The sequence below is a fragment of the Anaerotruncus sp. AF02-27 genome, from assembly GCF_003465835.1.
In the GTDB taxonomy this organism is placed as follows: domain Bacteria; phylum Bacillota; class Clostridia; order Oscillospirales; family Ruminococcaceae; genus Anaerotruncus; species Anaerotruncus rubiinfantis.
The window spans coordinates 18,709-35,318 of record NZ_QSBX01000028.1 but is presented as its reverse complement, the minus strand read 5'-3'; the positions used below and the strand labels follow the sequence as shown (position 1 = coordinate 35,318).

15 protein-coding genes are annotated in these 16,610 nt (G+C 53.8%); all 15 read left to right on the top strand.

The window, feature by feature from the left end; translation table 11 throughout:
• The first annotated feature begins 68 nt into the window (after positions 1 to 68).
• The 15 genes from DWV16_RS15755 to DWV16_RS15685 all read left to right on the top strand — a co-directional run bounded on the left by DWV16_RS15755 (position 69) and on the right by DWV16_RS15685 (position 16,476).
• The gene (locus DWV16_RS15755) at positions 69 to 449 is read left to right on the top strand and encodes a PrgI family protein (protein ID WP_040647218.1); all 381 of its coding nucleotides are present in this window, start codon (positions 69 to 71) and stop codon (positions 447 to 449) included.
• Position 450: 1 nt separating this feature from the next.
• Complete coding sequence (locus DWV16_RS15750; RefSeq protein WP_118480189.1) at positions 451 to 2,850, top strand: VirB4-like conjugal transfer ATPase, CD1110 family; 2,400 nt, start codon at positions 451 to 453, stop codon at positions 2,848 to 2,850.
• Positions 2,851 to 2,867: 17 nt separating this feature from the next.
• Positions 2,868 to 3,461 carry a nitrogen fixation protein gene (locus DWV16_RS15745; RefSeq protein ID WP_118480181.1) on the top strand — a complete coding sequence of 198 codons (594 nt, stop codon included), beginning with the start codon at positions 2,868 to 2,870 and terminating at the stop codon, positions 3,459 to 3,461.
• Positions 3,461 to 4,489 carry a site-specific DNA-methyltransferase gene (locus DWV16_RS15740; RefSeq protein ID WP_255420075.1) on the top strand — a complete coding sequence of 343 codons (1,029 nt, stop codon included), beginning with the start codon at positions 3,461 to 3,463 and terminating at the stop codon, positions 4,487 to 4,489. Before DWV16_RS15745 ends, DWV16_RS15740 begins: the two co-directional genes overlap by 1 nt.
• Positions 4,489 to 6,696 (top strand): C40 family peptidase, encoded by a 2,208-nt coding sequence (locus DWV16_RS15735; protein ID WP_118480179.1) that lies wholly within the window; start codon positions 4,489 to 4,491, stop codon positions 6,694 to 6,696. Before DWV16_RS15740 ends, DWV16_RS15735 begins: the two co-directional genes overlap by 1 nt.
• A gap of 16 nt (positions 6,697 to 6,712) precedes the next feature.
• Complete coding sequence (locus tag DWV16_RS15730; protein ID WP_006573549.1) at positions 6,713 to 6,949, top strand: DUF4315 family protein; 237 nt, start codon at positions 6,713 to 6,715, stop codon at positions 6,947 to 6,949.
• The gene (locus tag DWV16_RS15725) at positions 6,942 to 7,721 is read left to right on the top strand and encodes a DUF4366 domain-containing protein (RefSeq protein WP_118480177.1); all 780 of its coding nucleotides are present in this window, start codon (positions 6,942 to 6,944) and stop codon (positions 7,719 to 7,721) included. The genes DWV16_RS15730 and DWV16_RS15725 overlap by 8 nt, the downstream gene beginning before the upstream one ends.
• A complete protein-coding gene (locus DWV16_RS15720; RefSeq protein ID WP_118480175.1) occupies positions 7,718 to 9,787 on the top strand; it encodes a DNA topoisomerase 3 in 2,070 nt (689 codons plus the stop codon). The genes DWV16_RS15725 and DWV16_RS15720 overlap by 4 nt, the downstream gene beginning before the upstream one ends.
• Complete coding sequence (locus tag DWV16_RS15715) at positions 9,784 to 10,557, top strand: phosphoadenosine phosphosulfate reductase (RefSeq protein ID WP_118480173.1); 774 nt, start codon at positions 9,784 to 9,786, stop codon at positions 10,555 to 10,557. The genes DWV16_RS15720 and DWV16_RS15715 overlap by 4 nt, the downstream gene beginning before the upstream one ends.
• Before the next feature lies 1 nt (position 10,558).
• On the top strand, positions 10,559 to 12,439 hold the full coding sequence (locus DWV16_RS15710) for a DUF3849 domain-containing protein (protein WP_118480171.1): 1,881 nt from the start codon (positions 10,559 to 10,561) through the stop codon (positions 12,437 to 12,439).
• Between the two features lie 12 nt (positions 12,440 to 12,451).
• Positions 12,452 to 13,645: a DNA mismatch repair protein MutS gene (locus DWV16_RS15705; RefSeq protein WP_118480169.1), complete on the top strand. Its 1,194-nt coding sequence runs from the start codon at positions 12,452 to 12,454 to the stop codon at positions 13,643 to 13,645.
• 1 nt (position 13,646) lies between these two features.
• A complete protein-coding gene (locus DWV16_RS15700; protein ID WP_008982715.1) occupies positions 13,647 to 13,862 on the top strand; it encodes a transposon-transfer assisting family protein in 216 nt (71 codons plus the stop codon).
• A gap of 13 nt (positions 13,863 to 13,875) precedes the next feature.
• On the top strand, positions 13,876 to 15,648 hold the full coding sequence (locus tag DWV16_RS15695; RefSeq protein WP_243007344.1) for an antirestriction protein ArdA: 1,773 nt from the start codon (positions 13,876 to 13,878) through the stop codon (positions 15,646 to 15,648).
• Positions 15,645 to 15,866 carry a hypothetical protein gene (locus DWV16_RS15690; RefSeq protein WP_081027730.1) on the top strand — a complete coding sequence of 74 codons (222 nt, stop codon included), beginning with the start codon at positions 15,645 to 15,647 and terminating at the stop codon, positions 15,864 to 15,866. The genes DWV16_RS15695 and DWV16_RS15690 overlap by 4 nt, the downstream gene beginning before the upstream one ends.
• Before the next feature lie 274 nt (positions 15,867 to 16,140).
• Positions 16,141 to 16,476, top strand: a complete 336-nt coding sequence (locus DWV16_RS15685) for a helix-turn-helix domain-containing protein (protein ID WP_008396821.1) — start codon at positions 16,141 to 16,143, stop codon at positions 16,474 to 16,476.
• Positions 16,477 to 16,610 lie beyond the last annotated feature (134 nt).

Sequence of the window (16,610 nt, the reverse complement as noted above, 5' to 3'; positions counted from 1 at the left end):
TGGAAAGAAAGCCGGACTGGCTGCCCGGCTTTCCTGTCCAAATTTATTGTAATAGGAGGAAACAGTCAATGGCATTTGTTCCGGTCCCGAAGGATCTTAACCGCGTCAAAACGAAGGTCATGTTCAACCTGACCAAGCGGCAGCTTATTTGTTTTTCCATCGCTGCGGCAGTCGGCGTCCCGATCTTCTTTCTGGCGAAGGCGCATCTCGACTTGTCTACGGCGGCAATGCTGATGGTGGTGATCATGCTCCCGTTCATCTTCTTCGCGCTTTACGAGAAGGACGGACAGCCCGCCGAAAAGTATCTGTACCACATCGTACAGTCCATGTTTATCCGGGACAAGGTGCGTCCATATCGCACAAACAATCTCTACGCTGAGATTCAGAAGAAAATCAAAGAACAGGAGGAATTGCAGCTTGAACAACAGCACAGCAAAGGCAAAGCCTAAGATGACCGTCAAAAACGGCGTCGTTTACGGCGACGCCCTTTCCGCTCAGGAAAAGAAGCGAATCGTCGTGCAGAAGAAAAAGGACAGGAAGGCAAAGAAAGTCCGCAAGTCCGCCCAGCAGACCATCCCCTATGTGGAGATGTGCCGTGACGGTATTTGCAAGGTGAACAGCCGCCTCTACACGAAGTCCATCGCCTTTGAGGACATCAACTACCAGCTTGCGCAGAACGAGGACAAAACTGCCATCTTTGAGAACTGGTGCGACTTTCTGAACTACTTCGACAGCTCGATCTTCGTCCAGCTCTCCTTCATCAATCAGAAGGCAAGCCTCAATGAGTTCCGCAAGCGCATCAACATTCCGGCACAGGAGGACGCCTTCAACGACATCCGCTCCGAGTATTCCGGTATGCTGCAAAGCCAGCTCACCAAGGGCAACAACGGATTGGTCAAGAGGAAGTACATCACCTTCGGCATTGAGGCGGACTCCCTCCGCACGGCAAAGCCGAAGCTCGAACGCATTGAAACCGATATTCTCAACAACTTCAAAACCCTCGGTGTGAGAACCGAGCCGCTGTCCGGCTACGAACGGCTGAAAGTGCTTCATGATGTGTTCAACATGGACACCAATGAGCCGTTCCGCTTTTCCTTTGACATGGTAGCCCGGACGGGACTCAGCACGAAGGACTTCATCGCGCCCACTTCCTTTGACTTCCGTGAAGGCAAGTGCTTCAAGATGGGCAGAACCATCGGCGCGGTGAGCTTCCTGCAAATCCTCGCGCCGGAACTCAATGACCGTATGCTTGCCGACTTCCTTGAGATGGACAGCAACATCACGGTCAATTTTCATATCCGGACGATTGACCAGGCGAAGGCAATCAAGAGCATCAAGTCGAAGATCACCGACCTCGACAAGATGAAGATTGAAGAGCAGAAAAAGGCGGTCCGCTCCGGCTACGATATGGACATCATTCCGTCCGATCTCGCTACCTTCGGCGGTGAGGCAAAGCGTCTGTTGCAGGATCTCCAGACCCGCAACGAGAGACTGTTCCTTGTGACCATCCTCATCATGAACACGGCAACCAACCGCCAGAAGCTCGAAAACGCGGTCTTTCAGACCGCCGCCATCGCTCAGAAGTACAACTGTGCGCTCAAGCGTCTTGACTTCCAGCAGGAAGAGGGGCTGATGTCCTCTCTGCCTATCGGCATCAATCAGGTGGAGATCGAACGCGGACTGACCACTTCCAGCACAGCGGTTTTCGTGCCGTTCACCACGCAGGAGCTTTTTCAGGACGGCGAAGCTCTCTACTACGGGCTGAATGCGCTGTCCAACAACATGATCATGGTTGACCGCAAGCAGCTCAAAAACCCCAACGGACTGATCTTGGGTACGCCCGGTTCCGGTAAGTCCTTCTCCGCAAAGCGTGAAATGACGAACGCCTTCCTCATCACGGAGGATGACATCATCGTCTGCGACCCCGAAGCCGAGTATTTTCCCCTCGTGCAGAAGCTCGGTGGTCAGGTCATCCGCATTTCGCCGGTCAGCACGGATTACATCAATCCGCTGGACATCAACACGAACTACTCCGAAGAGGAAAACCCGCTGACGCTGAAATCCGACTTCATCCTCTCCATGTGTGAGCTGATTGTCGGCGGCAAGGACGGCTTGCAGCCGGTTGAGAAGACCATCATTGACCGCAGCGTCCGCATGGTCTATCAGGAGTTCCTTGCAGACCCCAAGCCGGAGAAAATGCCAATCCTCGAAGACCTCTACAACATTCTGAGAAATCAGAAGGAGCCGGAGGCACAGCGCATCGCAACTGCCCTTGAAATCTATGTTCACGGCTCTTTGAACGTCTTCAATCACAGAACGAATGTGGATGTCAACAACCGCTTTGTCTGCTATGACATCCGCGAACTCGGCAAGCAGCTCAAAAAGCTCGGTATGCTGATCGTGCAGGATCAGGTGTGGAACCGCGTGACCATTAACCGCGCCCAGCATAAGGCAACGCGCTATTACATGGACGAGTTCCACCTTTTGCTGAAAGAGGAACAGACCGCCGCGTACAGCGTGGAAATCTGGAAGCGTTTCAGAAAATGGGGAGGCATCCCGACCGGAATCACGCAGAACGTCAAGGATCTTCTTGCCTCCCGCGAGGTGGAGAACATTTTTGAAAACTCGGATTTTGTCTACCTTCTGAATCAGGCATCCGGCGACCGGCAGATTCTCTCGAAGGCGCTGAACATCTCGCCCAGCCAGCAGAACTACATCACCAACTCCAACGCCGGTGAGGGGCTGATCTTCTACGGCTCGACCATCGTTCCCTTCAAGGACGATTTCCCGAAGGACACCCAGCTCTACCGCATCATGACCACCCGCTTAGAAGAAACCGTACAGAACTGATAGGAGGATTTTTGAATATGACCAACAAGATGATTACCATTCCCTATGCGGACGCTATCGAATACGGAGAGAACACCTCCGCGCTGTTTAAGGCTCTGTGGGAGCTGACCGATCTGATCCGTCTGGAAAGCGACCTCAAGAAGCATCACCGCGCCTACCTCCATGTGAGGGAGGACATCGACGAAAAGGTCAAGGAAGCGCGTCAGATTATGACCAAAGTAGCCGTGGATATGATCGGCTTTTACTTCAATGTTGATGTTTCTGAGTGCAGCAACAACGATGAGAATACCCCTTTCGCTGACGCGGGTGAAGATGAAACCGTTTCTATCCCCAAGGGCGAGTATGAGCTGATGATCGACGATCTGCTCACCATGTCCGAAATCATCCAGTGCGTCGCAGATATGCGCACGCAGGATGTGAAGGCATTCCGTGAGTTCGGCAAGTTCGTCCCCGCCTTTGCCGCCTTTGAGAAGAACCGGCTGAGCCTCTATCGTGAGGCGGCGAAGGAAGCCGAGGAAATCTTCGACCGTTGGGCGGACGAGATTGACGATCTCGACGAGGACTTCATGGAAGACGAGGACTACGAGCCGGACGAGTATTACTCCGATTGATGCCCATTGAAATGTTATCGGGTTTTACAGCCAACATTTCAACGGAAACGCAAATCCAACAGAACAGGAGGTACACCACCATACAACTTGACATCATTCATACCGGCGATTGCCTTGAAATCCTGAAAACACTGCCCGGTGACAGCATTCATTGCTGTATGACGTCCCCTCCGTATTACGCGCTCCGCGATTACGGTATGGAGGCTCAAATCGGCAGAGAGACAACGCCGAAGGAATATATCTCGCGCCTGACGGAAGTGTTTACCGAAGTCAGGCGCGTTTTGCGTCCGGATGGTACGCTCTGGCTGAACATCTCGGACACCTACGCCGGAAAAGGCAATCAGGGCGATTTTGTTGACCCGAAGAACCCCAACGGCAGAAACGGTCAGGCTGTGGCTCTCAACAACAAGGTTGAGGGCTGCAAGCCGAAGGACATGATCGGAATTCCGTGGATGCTGGCTTTTGCCCTCCGCGATACCGGCTGGTATCTGCGCAACGACATCATCTGGATGAAGGATAACCCCATGCCGGAGAGCGTCAAAGACCGCTGCGCCCGTTGCTATGAGCATATTTTTCTGTTCTCAAAGGCGAAGAAGTATTTCTTTGACTACAAGGCAATCTCCGAGCCGATTGCCCCTGCAACGGCAGAACGTCTCAAGCGCGGCATGAAGGGCGGCAACAAATACGGCAAGCCCGTTCCCGGTCAGCCTCAGCCGCAGTCCATCAACCGCCCCCGTGAGCATGGTGAGATCAAGGACAGTGACATCAATCCGCTCCGCAATAAGCGCGATGTCTGGAAGATCAACACTGTTCCCTTCAAGGGTGGTCACTATGCCGCCTACCCTCCGAAGCTGGTTGAGACCTGTCTTCTCGCCGGTTGTCCCGAAGGCGGCATTGTGCTTGACCCGTTCATGGGAAGCGGCACAACCGGCATGGTTGCCTCACAGATGGGGCGTCATTTCGTGGGCATAGAGCTGAACCCTGAATACACCGAGCTTGCCTACAAGCGGATTAGAGGTGAAATCTAATGGCGAAGGAACCGGAACTAAAAGTCCGCGACAAGGTAGTCGTGCGGATGACACGGGAGGGCACGGTTGAAGAAAACCTGACGGCTGGCACCGAGCAGCGCGTGTCAAAGCGGCTGGAAGATGCAGAGCTGGTCAAGCCCGCTGAGACAGCCGAGCCTTCCGAGGCACTTTCACCGGAGAAACAGGAAAAGGTGCAGATGCGCCGTCAGCAGCGTCAGTTTCAGGCGGAACACGCTGAGGATAACGACACTCAGCCGTCCTCTGAAACATCCGTCACAGAAGAGAAAAAGGCAGAAAATCCACCCCAGAATGTACCTGAACCGCTGCCATCGTCGGAAACACCGTTCAAGCCTCCTGTTTTGGAGCAGCACAGCGTTTCTTCTCATACCGGCACGGTGATTGCCGAAACGGTTGTCACGCACAAGCTGCGCAAGACCTCGGCAGTGGAGATAGTTGACGCGGATGCCGTTCTCTCCCAAGCGGCGGAGACTGCCTCCGCAAAGCCGGTCTCGGACGATGCCGTCCCACCTACGAAGCGGATGCAGAAGCTCGAAAGGAAGTCTGAGAAGGCACATGAGCGTCTGGACGCTGCCCGCGAGAAGCTGCCCACGCACAAGGTTCTCAAGAAAGAGCGTGTCTTTGATGAAGAGACCGGCAAGGGCAAAACCCGCCTTCATTTTGAGGATGAGCTGAAAAAGCCCAAGGGCAAAGGCAAGCTGCAATTTGAGACAGAGAAAACCGTCCGCAAGGTCGGTGACACTCTCGCTTCCGGCATTCACGGCAAAATCCATGAGGTCGAACAGGAAAACACAGCGGTTGAGGCGGCGCATAAAACGGAGATCGCTGCCGAGACTGCCGCTCGGCATTTCAGTCATCATCGGGAAAGCAGCGTCAACAAGCCTTATGAGAAGGTCTCCAAGCTGGAACACAAGGCGGATGCTGCGGATGCGAAGCTCCAATATGAGAGAAATCAGCAGGAGCATCCTGAGATGAAGAAGCAGAACATGAACAAGCACTACCAGAAGCAGAGCATCAAGAAGGAATATGCCGCCGCTCGAAATGCCGGGTCTCAGACCGCCGGGACTGCCACAAAGAATACCGGCAAGAAGCTCGGTGAGAAGGCGTCCGACAAGATCAAGGAGTTTTTTGAGAAAAACAAGGAGGTCTTCATCTGGGTCGGAGTCGGAATTGCCCTTCTCGTTTTGCTCGGTGCCGGAATCAGCTCGTGTTCGATGCTCACCTCTACCGGCTCGTCGGTTATCGCTTCCTCTTATCTCAGCGAGGATGACGCGATGCTCGGCGCGGAGGCGCAGTATTGCCGGATGGAGCAAGAGCTGCAACGCTATCTCGACACCTACGAAAGCACTCACAACTACGATGAATACCACTTCGATCTGGATGACATTGAGCATGACCCCTATGTGCTGATCTCCATTCTATCAGCTCTCCATGAGGGCGAGTTCACGCTGGATGAGGTGCAGGGAACGCTCCAAATGCTGTTTGAAAAGCAGTACATCCTCACCGAAGAGGTCATCGTCGAAACGAGATACCGCACGGAGACCGACACTTGGACGGACGCGGACGGCAACACGCACACGGAAACCTACCGCGTCCCGTATGACTACTACATCTGCAACGTGAAGCTCGAAAACTTCAATCTCTCCCACGTCCCAGTCTACATCATGTCTCAGGAACAGCTCTCCATGTACGCAACGTATATGTCGGTGCTGGGCAACCGTGAGGATCTGTTCGGTGACTCTCCCTATGTGGACAAGTACATCACAAATCCTCCCGCCGACTACGATGTCAACCCGGAATACCTGAACGACGAGAAGTTTGCAACACTGATCACCGAGGCGGAAAAGTATCTCGGCTATCCGTATGTGTGGGGCGGCTCCAATCCCGACACGTCCTTTGACTGCTCCGGCTTCGTCAGCTATGTCCTCACAAACAGCGGTCTTGTGAATACCGGACGGCTGGGCGCACAAGGGCTTTACAACGTCTGTGCGCCGGTTTCAAAGGCGAATGCCCAGCCCGGTGATCTCATCTTTTTCGTCGGGACGTATGACACCCCCGGCGTGTCTCACGTCGGCATCTACGTTGGTGATGGGGTCATGATCCACTGCGGCGATCCCATTCAGTACACATCCATCAATTCTTCCTACTGGCAGCAGCATTTCTACGCCTTCGGAAGACCCGCCTATTAAAAGAAAGGAGTTTTTCATGAATCCCAAGTATCAGAAAGTCCTCTCCGACATCGAGAAGGCTGAAAAGAAGAAGTCCGAAATCGAAGGTCAGCTTAAAGAGCTGTACGACAAGAAGACGGAGCTGGAAAACCTTGAAATCATCAACACCGTGCGCTCTATGGTGATGGACAAGGATCAGATCATGGCGTTCCTGTCTTCCATGAAGGGCGGCACCAAGCCCGCCGAAAATACGGAGGTAATCGACAATGCGTAAGAAGTTTCGTTTTCTGACCGTCCTTGCGGTCTGCGTCATGGTTCTGTCTTGCTTCTCGGTCACGGCGTTTGCCTACGCCGATGATACCGAACAGAACCTTCCCGTCACGGAGGCAACTCAGCCCGAACAGCAGCCCGCAGTCACTCCCACGCCGGAAAAGCCGAAGGGTGAGCCGATTGACGATGAGGGCAACGCCTACACCCGTGACTTGCTCTATGATAAGGCAACCAACAAGCAGTTCATCACAGTCCAGACGAAGAGCGGCAACACCTTCTTCATTGTCATCGACTACGATGCACCCATCAATGAGGATGAGGAACAGTATCAGACGTACTTTCTCAACATGGTCGATGAGAGCGATCTGCTTGCGCTGCTGGATGATGACACTGCGGCTGCTCTGACCACCTGTAACTGCAAGGAAAAATGCGTTGCCGGTCAAGTCAATACCGACTGCCCGGTCTGCAAGACCAACATGAGCGAATGCACCGGCACAGCCCCCGTTACACCTGAACCGGACAAGGATGCGGAAACCGATGTCCCCGCCCCTAAACCCGAAAAGAAATCCAACATCGGCATGATCCTCGTCATCTTTGCCCTTGCTGGTGCTGCGGGTGCAGCTTATTACTACATCAAGTTCGTCAAGGGCAGAAAGCCCAAGGATGAAGATATGGACTTCTTTGATGATGAAGGCTACGAGGAAGAGCCGTACATCAACGAGGATGAAGAGCCGCAGATCGCGGAGGATGCCGAAACGGAAGGTGATGAAGATTGATCTTAGTCATTGCTGAAAAGCCCAGCGTTGCCCAGTCCATCGCAAAGGTGCTGGGCGCGACATCCCGCAAGGACGGCTACATGGAGGGCGGCAATTACATCGTTTCGTGGTGTTTCGGTCATCTGGTGGAGTTGGCAGACGCCAGCGCCTACGATGAGCGGTATGCCAAGTGGCGATATGACGATCTGCCCATTGTTCCGGAAAGCTGGATGTTTGAGGTCACGAAGGACAAAACACAGCAGTTCAAGGTGCTGTCCGCTCTCATGAAGGACAAGCGCGTCACCGAGCTGGTCTGTGCAACCGATGCAGGACGCGAGGGTGAGCTGATCTTCCGGCTGGTCTACAACAAAGCCGGATGCACCAAGCCCTTCAAGCGTCTGTGGATCAGCTCATTGGAGGACTCCGCCATCCGCGAAGGCTTCCAGCATCTCCGGGACGGCAAGGACTATGACCGCCTCTATGAAGCGGCACTCAGCCGCTCGAAGGCAGACTGGATTGTCGGTATCAACGGAACCCGCCTTTTCACCACGCTCTATCACAAGAAGCTGGTGGTCGGGCGCGTCCAGACGCCGACCCTTGCAATGCTGGTGGAGCGTGACGGGAAAATCTCCACGTTCCAGAAGGAAAAGTATTTCAACATCCACATCGGCAAGGGCGATCTGACCGCCGATCTGGAAAAGGTCAAAACCGAAGAGGAAGCAAAAAGAATTGCGGCGGCTTGCGAGAAAAAGCAAGCCGTCGTTTCTTCTCTCAGGCAGGAAACGAAGACGGTCAATCCTCCGAAGCTCTACGATCTGACCACCTTGCAGCGAGAGGCAAACCGATACTACGGCTTCACCGCCCAGCAGACGCTTGATCTCGTTCAGACGCTCTACGAAAAGAAGCTCCTGACCTATCCGCGCACGGACAGCCAGTTCATCACGGATGATATGGAGGACACCGCCCGTCAGGTTATTTTTATCGTCTGCCGTCAGCTTCCGCTTTTCTCCGGCGTTTCGATCACTCCGGACATTGCCCGCGTAACCGACAACAGCAAGGTCACAGATCACCATGCCATTCTCCCGACCGTCCAGCTTGAAAAGCAGGATGTTTTCGCGCTTCCTCAGTCGGAGCAGAAAATCCTCAATCTTGTCGGAATGCGCCTTCTGTGTGCGACCGGCGAGAAGCACACCTACGCAGAAACGCAGATCACGCTCTCCTGCGAGGGCTATGTGTTCAAAACCAAGGGCAAGACCGTTGTTCAAAACGGATGGAAAGCCATTGAAGAGCTGTTCAAGGCATCCCTCAAGACGAAGGAAAAGGATGATCCCGTGAAGTCCCTGCCCGAAGTCCACGAGGGCGATGTTCTGGATGGTGTGTCCGCCAGCGTCACAGAACACTTCACAACGCCTCCGAAGCAGTACACGGAAGACACTCTCCTGTCTGCGATGGAGACTGCCGGAAACGATCAGTTTGACGATGACACCGAGAAGAAAGGTCTCGGCACTCCTGCGACCCGCGCCGGGATCATTGAAAAGCTGGTGAAGTCCGGCTTTGCAGAGCGCAAGGGTAAATCCCTCGTTCCCACGAAGGACGGCTGCAACCTCGTCTGCGTCCTGCCGGAACAGATCACCTCTCCCGCAATGACGGCGGAATGGGAAAACACGCTCATGGAGATTGAGCGCGGCAAGGCAGATGCGGACGGCTTTCTCAGCGGCATTGTCCGAATGACCGGAGATTTGGTAAAAGCCTACCCGTTTCTCTCCGATGCCGAAGCCCAGCGTTTCGGCACGGGCAAGGAGGAAATCGGCAAGTGTCCCCGCTGCGGTTCTCCGGTCTATGTCGGCAAGGGCAACTTTTACTGCTCAAACAGAGAATGCTCCTTCTGCCTGTGGGAAGACAACAAGTTCTTTTCCAGCAAGAAAAAGAAGCTGACCAAGAAGATTGCAAAGGAGCTGCTGGACAAGGGCTGGTGCCGAGTGACCGGGCTTTACACGCCTAAGAAGCCTCAGCTCTATGATGCGGTCATTCGTCTGGATGACAGCGGCGGCAAATACGTCAGCTTCAAGATGGAGTTTGACCGATGAGCCGCCCAAAGTATATTGCCTCTTGCAGCGGAGGCAAGGATAGTGTGGCAACCCTTCTGCTGGCTGCACAGCACAATGAACCGCTGGATGAAGCCGTGTTCAGTGAGGTCATGTTCGACAAAGACACAAGCGGTGAAGTCCCGGAACACCGGGACTTCATCTATGACCGGCTCAAGCCCTTCTGTGAAAAGGAGCTGGGCATCAAGTTCACCATTCTCCATGCAGACAAAACCTACGATGATGTGTTCCATCATGTCATCACCCGCGGACCGCATAAGGGCGAGGTTCGCGGCTTCGCATGGGCTGGGATGTGTGCAGTCAATCGGGACTGCAAAATTCCGCCCGTCCGCAAGTACAATGCTGCGCTCTCGTCGGACACTGTGAGCTATGTCGGCATCGCGCAGGATGAGCCAAAACGTCTCGCCCGTCTGGATGGCGTGAAGAAGGTCAGTCTGCTTGGCAAATACGGTATGACCGAGGCGGACGCCTACAAGCTCTGTCAGGAACACGGGCTGCTTTCCCCGATCTACGGTCACTGCCGGAGAAACGGCTGCTGGTTCTGTCCCAATGCCAGTGACTCGGAGCTGCTGCACATGGTCACAAAGCACCCGGATATGTTTGACCGGCTGATTGAATGGGAGAACGAGGATAACATCTTCCATCGTCGGATGACGCGTAGAGAAACCCCGTCTGAGGTAAAGGCTCGTTTACTGAGCAAATCCCAGACGGGGTTTTCTTCTGCCCAGAACAAAAAAGAAATGGAGGTTTGAGATGGCTGAAAACAAAAATGCACAGCAAGTCCGCGAAATCACGGACAAGCTGGAACAGGGCATCAAGGAGCTGTTTGAATCCGAGCGGTTCAAGGAATATCTCCGCACGATGTCCAAGTTCTACAACTATTCCTTCAACAACACGCTGCTCATTGCAATGCAGAAGCCGGAAGCAACCTACGTTGCCGGTTATACCTCGTGGCAGCGTAACTTTGACCGTCAGGTCATGAAGGGTGAAAAGGGCATCAAGATTCTTGCACCCGCGCCGTACAAGGCGCAGGAAGAGCGCGAGAAGATTGACCCTTTGACGCAGAAGCCGGTGATCGGCGCAGACGGAAAGGCTGTCACGGAAACGGTTGAGGTCCTGCGTCCTGCCTTCAAGGTGGTAAGTGTCTTTGATGTTTCCCAGACGGACGGCAAGGAGCTTCCGGACATCATCGTCGATGAGCTGAAAGGCACCGTCGAAAACTACGAGGCGTTCTTCGACGCGCTTAGGCAGGAATCTCCCGTCCCTATTTCCTTTGAGGACATTCCGGGCGGTGCAAAGGGATTCTTCTCGCCGGTTGAAAGCCGCATTGCCATTCAGGAGGGCATGAGCGAAATCCAGACGGTCAAAACCGCCATTCACGAGATCGCCCACGCGAAGCTCCACGCCGTCAAGCCGGATGAGAAAGCCGCGCCAGAAGATAAGAAGGATCGGCACACCAAGGAGGTTGAAGCGGAAAGCGTTGCCTACACCGTCTGCCAGCGGTACGGCATTGAAACCTCGGACTACTCTTTCGGCTATATCGCCGGTTGGTCATCCGGCAAGGAAACCAAGGAGCTGAAAAGCTCTCTGGACACCATCCGCAAGACGGCGGCTGAAATGATCGAGGGCATTGACGCAAAGCTCAAGGTGCTGCTGGCAGAGAAAGCACAGTCCGCAGAGATGGAAGTCGAAGCTCCCGTAAAGGAAGCTGTTTCGGAGGAAAAGCCGGAAGTCCCCATTTACCGCGAGACGGCGAATTACGCCTATGAAGCCGGTGAGCTGGAGTCATACCGTGCCTCTCTCGCCGCAAACGTGGAATGCCGCAGGGCGATTGAAGCGGCGATCAGCTCCAACTACGGTGATAACCGGCTGGATGCGGATGCTGCCGTGAAAAGTGTCCTTGAGCAGTTCTCTCCGGAGCGTGTCCGATATGTCCTCGCAAACACCATCCAGCAGAAAGACTTTGACGGGCGCATTCCGCAGCCCCTCAAGGAGTGGGCGAAGAGCATTGAGGTCTGCCCGGAGAATGCCTCCCGCTTCCTTGTGGATAAACCCAATCCCGGACTGACGGCACTTTTCGTGGATGCGTTCCGCCAGCAGTCCGAAGCTCAAAAGGAAGTCACTTCTGAGAAAACAGAGGAAAGAGACCCGGAGGTTGTTGCGTGGGAGAACGATGAGATTACCTCGATTGAGGTAAAAACCGTGGAGGTCAATTCTCCCATTGCCCCCATGCCGGAGGAAGCACCGAAGGCACACCGTCTGACCGCCGAAGAGAAGGAAATCAAAGCCGCAGTCATGGACACGCTCAAGGGGCAGATTGCCTATAACAATGACGGAATGCGGGCGTCCTATCGCGCCTCCAATCACTCCTTCAATCTGCTGGCGCGGAACGGCGTTAGAATTGATGGCAACACGGTCACGCAGAATGGTGAGCCGCTGTTCAAAATCCATCGCCGTCATGCAGCGCGGAAAACACAGGGCTGTTATCGTGAGCTGCTGCCGACGCTGGAATACATTAAGCAGGAGCAGAAGCAGGAAAAGCCCTCCATCCGCGATCAGCTCAAAGCTGCCGCGAAAACACAGCCGGAGAAGAAATCCCCGGTCAAATCCAAAACACACGACATGGAGTTGTGAGAAAGGAGACGCATGAAGAAATACACAGACGTTGACATCATCGCGGAGCTTCAGAAGCTCGTGGATAGTCATGTGGACAGCTACAAGGAAGACTTCGACATCGACAAGCGCATCATCCGCCGCGCCGCCGAAAGCCAGAATCCCGAAGACAAGACGCTGATGTGGTTCTGCCGTCCGCATGGGACGCACTGCCTCAATGAAAATCAGGTCTTTATTCAGGGAACGCGAGATCACAACACCTTCCGTTTCTATGCGGAACAGACCTACGACGAGTGCATTGCCCGCGTTATTGTCCCGAAAGCCGTTAAGCGCGGCAAGGTCTTCGGAGATGCCTTTGAGATCAACTACCGGGAGCAGGCGGCAAATGTGGCGCAGAACTCGGTTGCGCCGGATCACGACCGGCTGACCTTTGCAGATGGCTTTATGCTGGAAGCCCCCTGCCGCAGCAGCTTCGATACAGCAATGGCTCTGATCGGTGAGCATGGCGGCGTCAAGACACACCAGACGCTCCCGAAGGACGCGGATGCTCTGGTGGAAGTGCTGTCTAAGCAGAAAAGCCGCCGTGACAGACTGCCGGAGGCAGATAGGACAGAGGTGCTTTCGCCGCTCCCCGTCGCAGAACTCCGCAAATATGAGGCAGTCAAAAAGGCTCATCCGGATGCGCTGGTCTGCTTTGCTCAGAACGGCTATTTTGAGCTGTACGGCAAGGACGCAAAGAAAGCCGCGCCGCTTCTCGGCACAAAACTTCTTGAAAAGAAGGTGCGTGGCAAGCCTTCCGTGCCGGTTACTGGTTTCCGTGAAAGCGCATGGGTAGCTGCATCAAAGAAGCTCTGGCAGTCCGGAGCGGATGTCTTTCTCAGCAAGGACGGCGAGACCTTTAAGGAACTCAAAGGCGCAGATTACATTCCTGTCGGCGCAACGCTGAATGTGGATGGCATCAAGTGCAGAATTGACGCGGTTGATTTTGCCGCTGATGAAGTCCGGCTGACCAACATCGAGGACAAGAACCGCTCCATCCGCTTTTCTGAGAGCATCCAGTATGTCCGCTCCTATGTAGAAGACGCTGGAACTGCCATCTACGACACCATCCCGAAGAAGCCCGCTGCCCGTGAATCTATCCGTGACAAGCTGAAATCCGCGCAGAAGGCACAGCCGCCCCACACACCGAAGCCGCAGAAAAACAAAGGAAAGGATATGGAACTCTGATATGAAAAACTTTACCGTGGAAGAACTCAACCTCATGTGCTGCTTCAACACGTCCAGCCGGAAGCGGTTGATCGACGATATGAAGAGCGTCACCCTGAACGACATGGACGGCGAGATCGCAGAGCTGATGTATAAGACTGTCCGGAAGCTCGAAGCCATGACCGACGCGGAGTTTGAGGAACTGTATATCATGCCGGACGGCATGGTGGATGACTGAAAGGAGGATGCCTATGCCCGTATTAGACGGTGATTTTGAAGCCTTCGTCACAAACCTTGGCAAGTACAACGAGGGTATGCTGGTCGGTGAGTGGGTGAAGCTGCCCACCACCGAAGAAGAGATGCAGAAGGTCTTTGAGCGCATCGGGATCGGCAAGCAGGATGAGTTCGGTCAGCCCTACGAAGAGTGGTTTATCACCGACTACGAATGCCCGATCTACGGCGTTCAGAAGATGCTTGGTGAGTACGAGAGTCTTGATAAGCTCAACTACCTTGCCGCTTTGATTGACGAGCTTTCCCTGAGCGATCAGGAAAAGCTCGTTGCCATTATGGAGGCTGGCTGCGATGAGGTCAGCGACATCGACGATCTCATCAACCTGACGTTCAATCTGGACTGCTACGACATCATGCCCGGTATCAACGACGAATATGACCTCGGCTATTACTATGCCAACGAAGCCGGTATCTACTCCGAAAAGGATCTCGGTCCTCTGGCAGACTACATCGACTATGAACGCTATGGTCACGACATCGCTTATGATGAACAGGGACGCTTCACCGATGAAGGCTATGTCCGCGTCGCAAGCGAACGCTGGGACAGACAGTTTAACGGTGAGCTGGACGATATTCCCGACGAATACCGGATCACCGGCTCAGGGGAAGACGCCGAGCGTGACAGCACCATCGCCGTTCTCGTCGTTGAGCCGGGAAAGGAGCCTTATGTGAAGGAGATTGACTCGGATCTCAAGTCCTTGCAGCATGAGGTCGGCGGCTGCATCGAGGCAATTTATCCCTACGAAGACCCGGTTGCCTTAGTCTGCAACGAGGAAGGCAAGCTGGAAGGTCTGCCCCTGAACCGCGCTCTGCGTGATGAGGACGGTGACATCTACGATGTTGTTGCTGGAACATTCATGGTGGTCGGCTTGACGGATGACAGCTTCGGCTCTCTGACCGTAGAGCAGATGCAGAAGTTCTCCGACCTCTTCAAAGTTCCGGAGCAGTTTGTTAAGTTGGGCGATAAGATTGTTGCGATCCCCATGATCTCGAAGGAGCAGCAGAAGCAGGAAGCTACCGAGCAGAAGGACTTTGAGATGAATGCTGATACCTCCGGTCTGGCAGTTGCCGGTCACATCGGGACGTGGCACACCATTGACCAGCATGAAGTCGGCGGTCACAGCTTTTATCTGATGGAGCATGACACCTACGGCGATGAGGCGGCTTGCATCATTGTCGATGAGCGCGGCAAGCTCATCCTTGATGATGTCTACAACGGCTTTGACGATGACACGCTCCGCCTTCTCGACCTTGAGGTCAAGGAAGTGCCGGAAATGCCCGATCCTGCGCTCTCCGTTCAGGATATGAAGGACTACGGTTACGCATGGGCTGGCGTCCTTCCCGCCGGTCAGGAGGCGGCTGAGAAGGCTTTGGAGAAGGGCTGCGAGGTTTACCGTCTCTATTCGGATAACACCGAGGGCTTGTGCGTGGATGCAAAGGAGATTGCCGACCATGCGGCAAAGGGCGGAATGCTCGGTATCAGCAAGGAAAGCTGGATGGCGGCACTTGAGAAGGAAAACTATCTCAAGGCAGCGGAGATGTCGATGGAGGATGACTACGGCATGATTGACGGAATCATCAACAACGGTCCGAAGGAAGACAAGACACTTGATGCCAAAGCCCCCGAAACCGGCGAGAAGTCCTCCATCATGGACAGGCTCAAGTCCGCAAAGGCTGAAAAGCAGAAGGAGTGCTGCCCTCCCAAAAAGCACAAAGGAGAGCTTGACTTATGAGCAGAAGTCAGAAATGGCGGCAGGAGTGGTCATTCTTCATCGGGGACAGCGGACGCCGGAAGTATAACCGCTTCTGCGTCCGCTGCGTCCATAGCTGCAAGCAGAGCTTCCGTGCGGATCTCATCGCCTGTCCGCACTTCTCCCGCAAGGCATCGCAGTGTAGACAGTTAGGGGTTGAAAAAGCCTGTGATTGCAAGCCTCAGAGCGGCGCAAATTGACCAACCTAAGTGATTGTATTCCCCGCGCAGTTTTTTCTTTAGCGCAGAAATAAGTGTCGATTTCGGCACTTGTTTGAATGCCCGGAAAATGAACCAAGAGCCTCTGCCGATACCCAAAACGGGCATCGACAGAGGCTCTTTTTTGTATCTTTTCTGTAAATACCGTTGAAAATCACACGCTAATACATAGCGTCGCTATTAGCGTTTCTGTATAACTATGCCTCTAACCCATATAATTGTTATGAGCGTTATAGAAAAGGTGTAGGTACGCGCTATGATTGACAAACGAATAGGTAAACGAGTAAAACAATGCAGAGAACGCCTCGGAATCTCGCAAGAAGAGCTTGCGGAAAAGACCGGACTGACTGCAAATTATATTTCTACGGTTGAACGTGGTATGTCGTTTCCTCGCTGTGAGAAATTGATCATTCTTCTCAATGGGCTTGAGGTTTCGGCAGACGCGATTTTCTGTGATGTCCTGGAGCATTCGACAAGCTATAAATCGTCTGAACTCTCAGAGAAACTTGCTTCGTTGTCTCCGCAAGCGCAGAAGCGCATTTTGCAGATGGTTGAGCTGATGATCCAGCAGGAAACGGCAGATAATGGCTGAATCCATCATGGGCTGTGTGATTTTTCACGCAGCCTTTTTTCTTCCCTTATTTCGACAGAATATTTCATATCTCTGTGCTATACTATGTATCAGAGACATAGGAGCAGTCTCTAATACATAGTAAGGAGATGAAA

Bases quoted from the DNA above. Each gene is read 5' to 3' on its own strand.
- DWV16_RS15755 (WP_040647218.1), top strand. From the start codon at position 69: ATGGCATTTGTTCCGGTCCCGAAGGATCTTAACCGCGTCAAAACGAAG.
- DWV16_RS15750 (WP_118480189.1), top strand. From the start codon at position 451: ATGACCGTCAAAAACGGCGTCGTTTACGGCGACGCCCTTTCCGCTCAG.
- DWV16_RS15745 (WP_118480181.1), top strand. From the start codon at position 2,868: ATGACCAACAAGATGATTACCATTCCCTATGCGGACGCTATCGAATAC.
- DWV16_RS15740 (WP_255420075.1), top strand. From the start codon at position 3,461: ATGCCCATTGAAATGTTATCGGGTTTTACAGCCAACATTTCAACGGAA.
- DWV16_RS15735 (WP_118480179.1), top strand. From the start codon at position 4,489: ATGGCGAAGGAACCGGAACTAAAAGTCCGCGACAAGGTAGTCGTGCGG.
- DWV16_RS15730 (WP_006573549.1), top strand. From the start codon at position 6,713: ATGAATCCCAAGTATCAGAAAGTCCTCTCCGACATCGAGAAGGCTGAA.
- DWV16_RS15725 (WP_118480177.1), top strand. From the start codon at position 6,942: ATGCGTAAGAAGTTTCGTTTTCTGACCGTCCTTGCGGTCTGCGTCATG.
- DWV16_RS15715 (WP_118480173.1), top strand. From the start codon at position 9,784: ATGAGCCGCCCAAAGTATATTGCCTCTTGCAGCGGAGGCAAGGATAGT.
- DWV16_RS15710 (WP_118480171.1), top strand. From the start codon at position 10,559: ATGGCTGAAAACAAAAATGCACAGCAAGTCCGCGAAATCACGGACAAG.
- DWV16_RS15705 (WP_118480169.1), top strand. From the start codon at position 12,452: ATGAAGAAATACACAGACGTTGACATCATCGCGGAGCTTCAGAAGCTC.
- DWV16_RS15700 (WP_008982715.1), top strand. From the start codon at position 13,647: ATGAAAAACTTTACCGTGGAAGAACTCAACCTCATGTGCTGCTTCAAC.
- DWV16_RS15695 (WP_243007344.1), top strand. From the start codon at position 13,876: ATGCCCGTATTAGACGGTGATTTTGAAGCCTTCGTCACAAACCTTGGC.
- DWV16_RS15690 (WP_081027730.1), top strand. From the start codon at position 15,645: ATGAGCAGAAGTCAGAAATGGCGGCAGGAGTGGTCATTCTTCATCGGG.
- DWV16_RS15685 (WP_008396821.1), top strand. From the start codon at position 16,141: ATGATTGACAAACGAATAGGTAAACGAGTAAAACAATGCAGAGAACGC.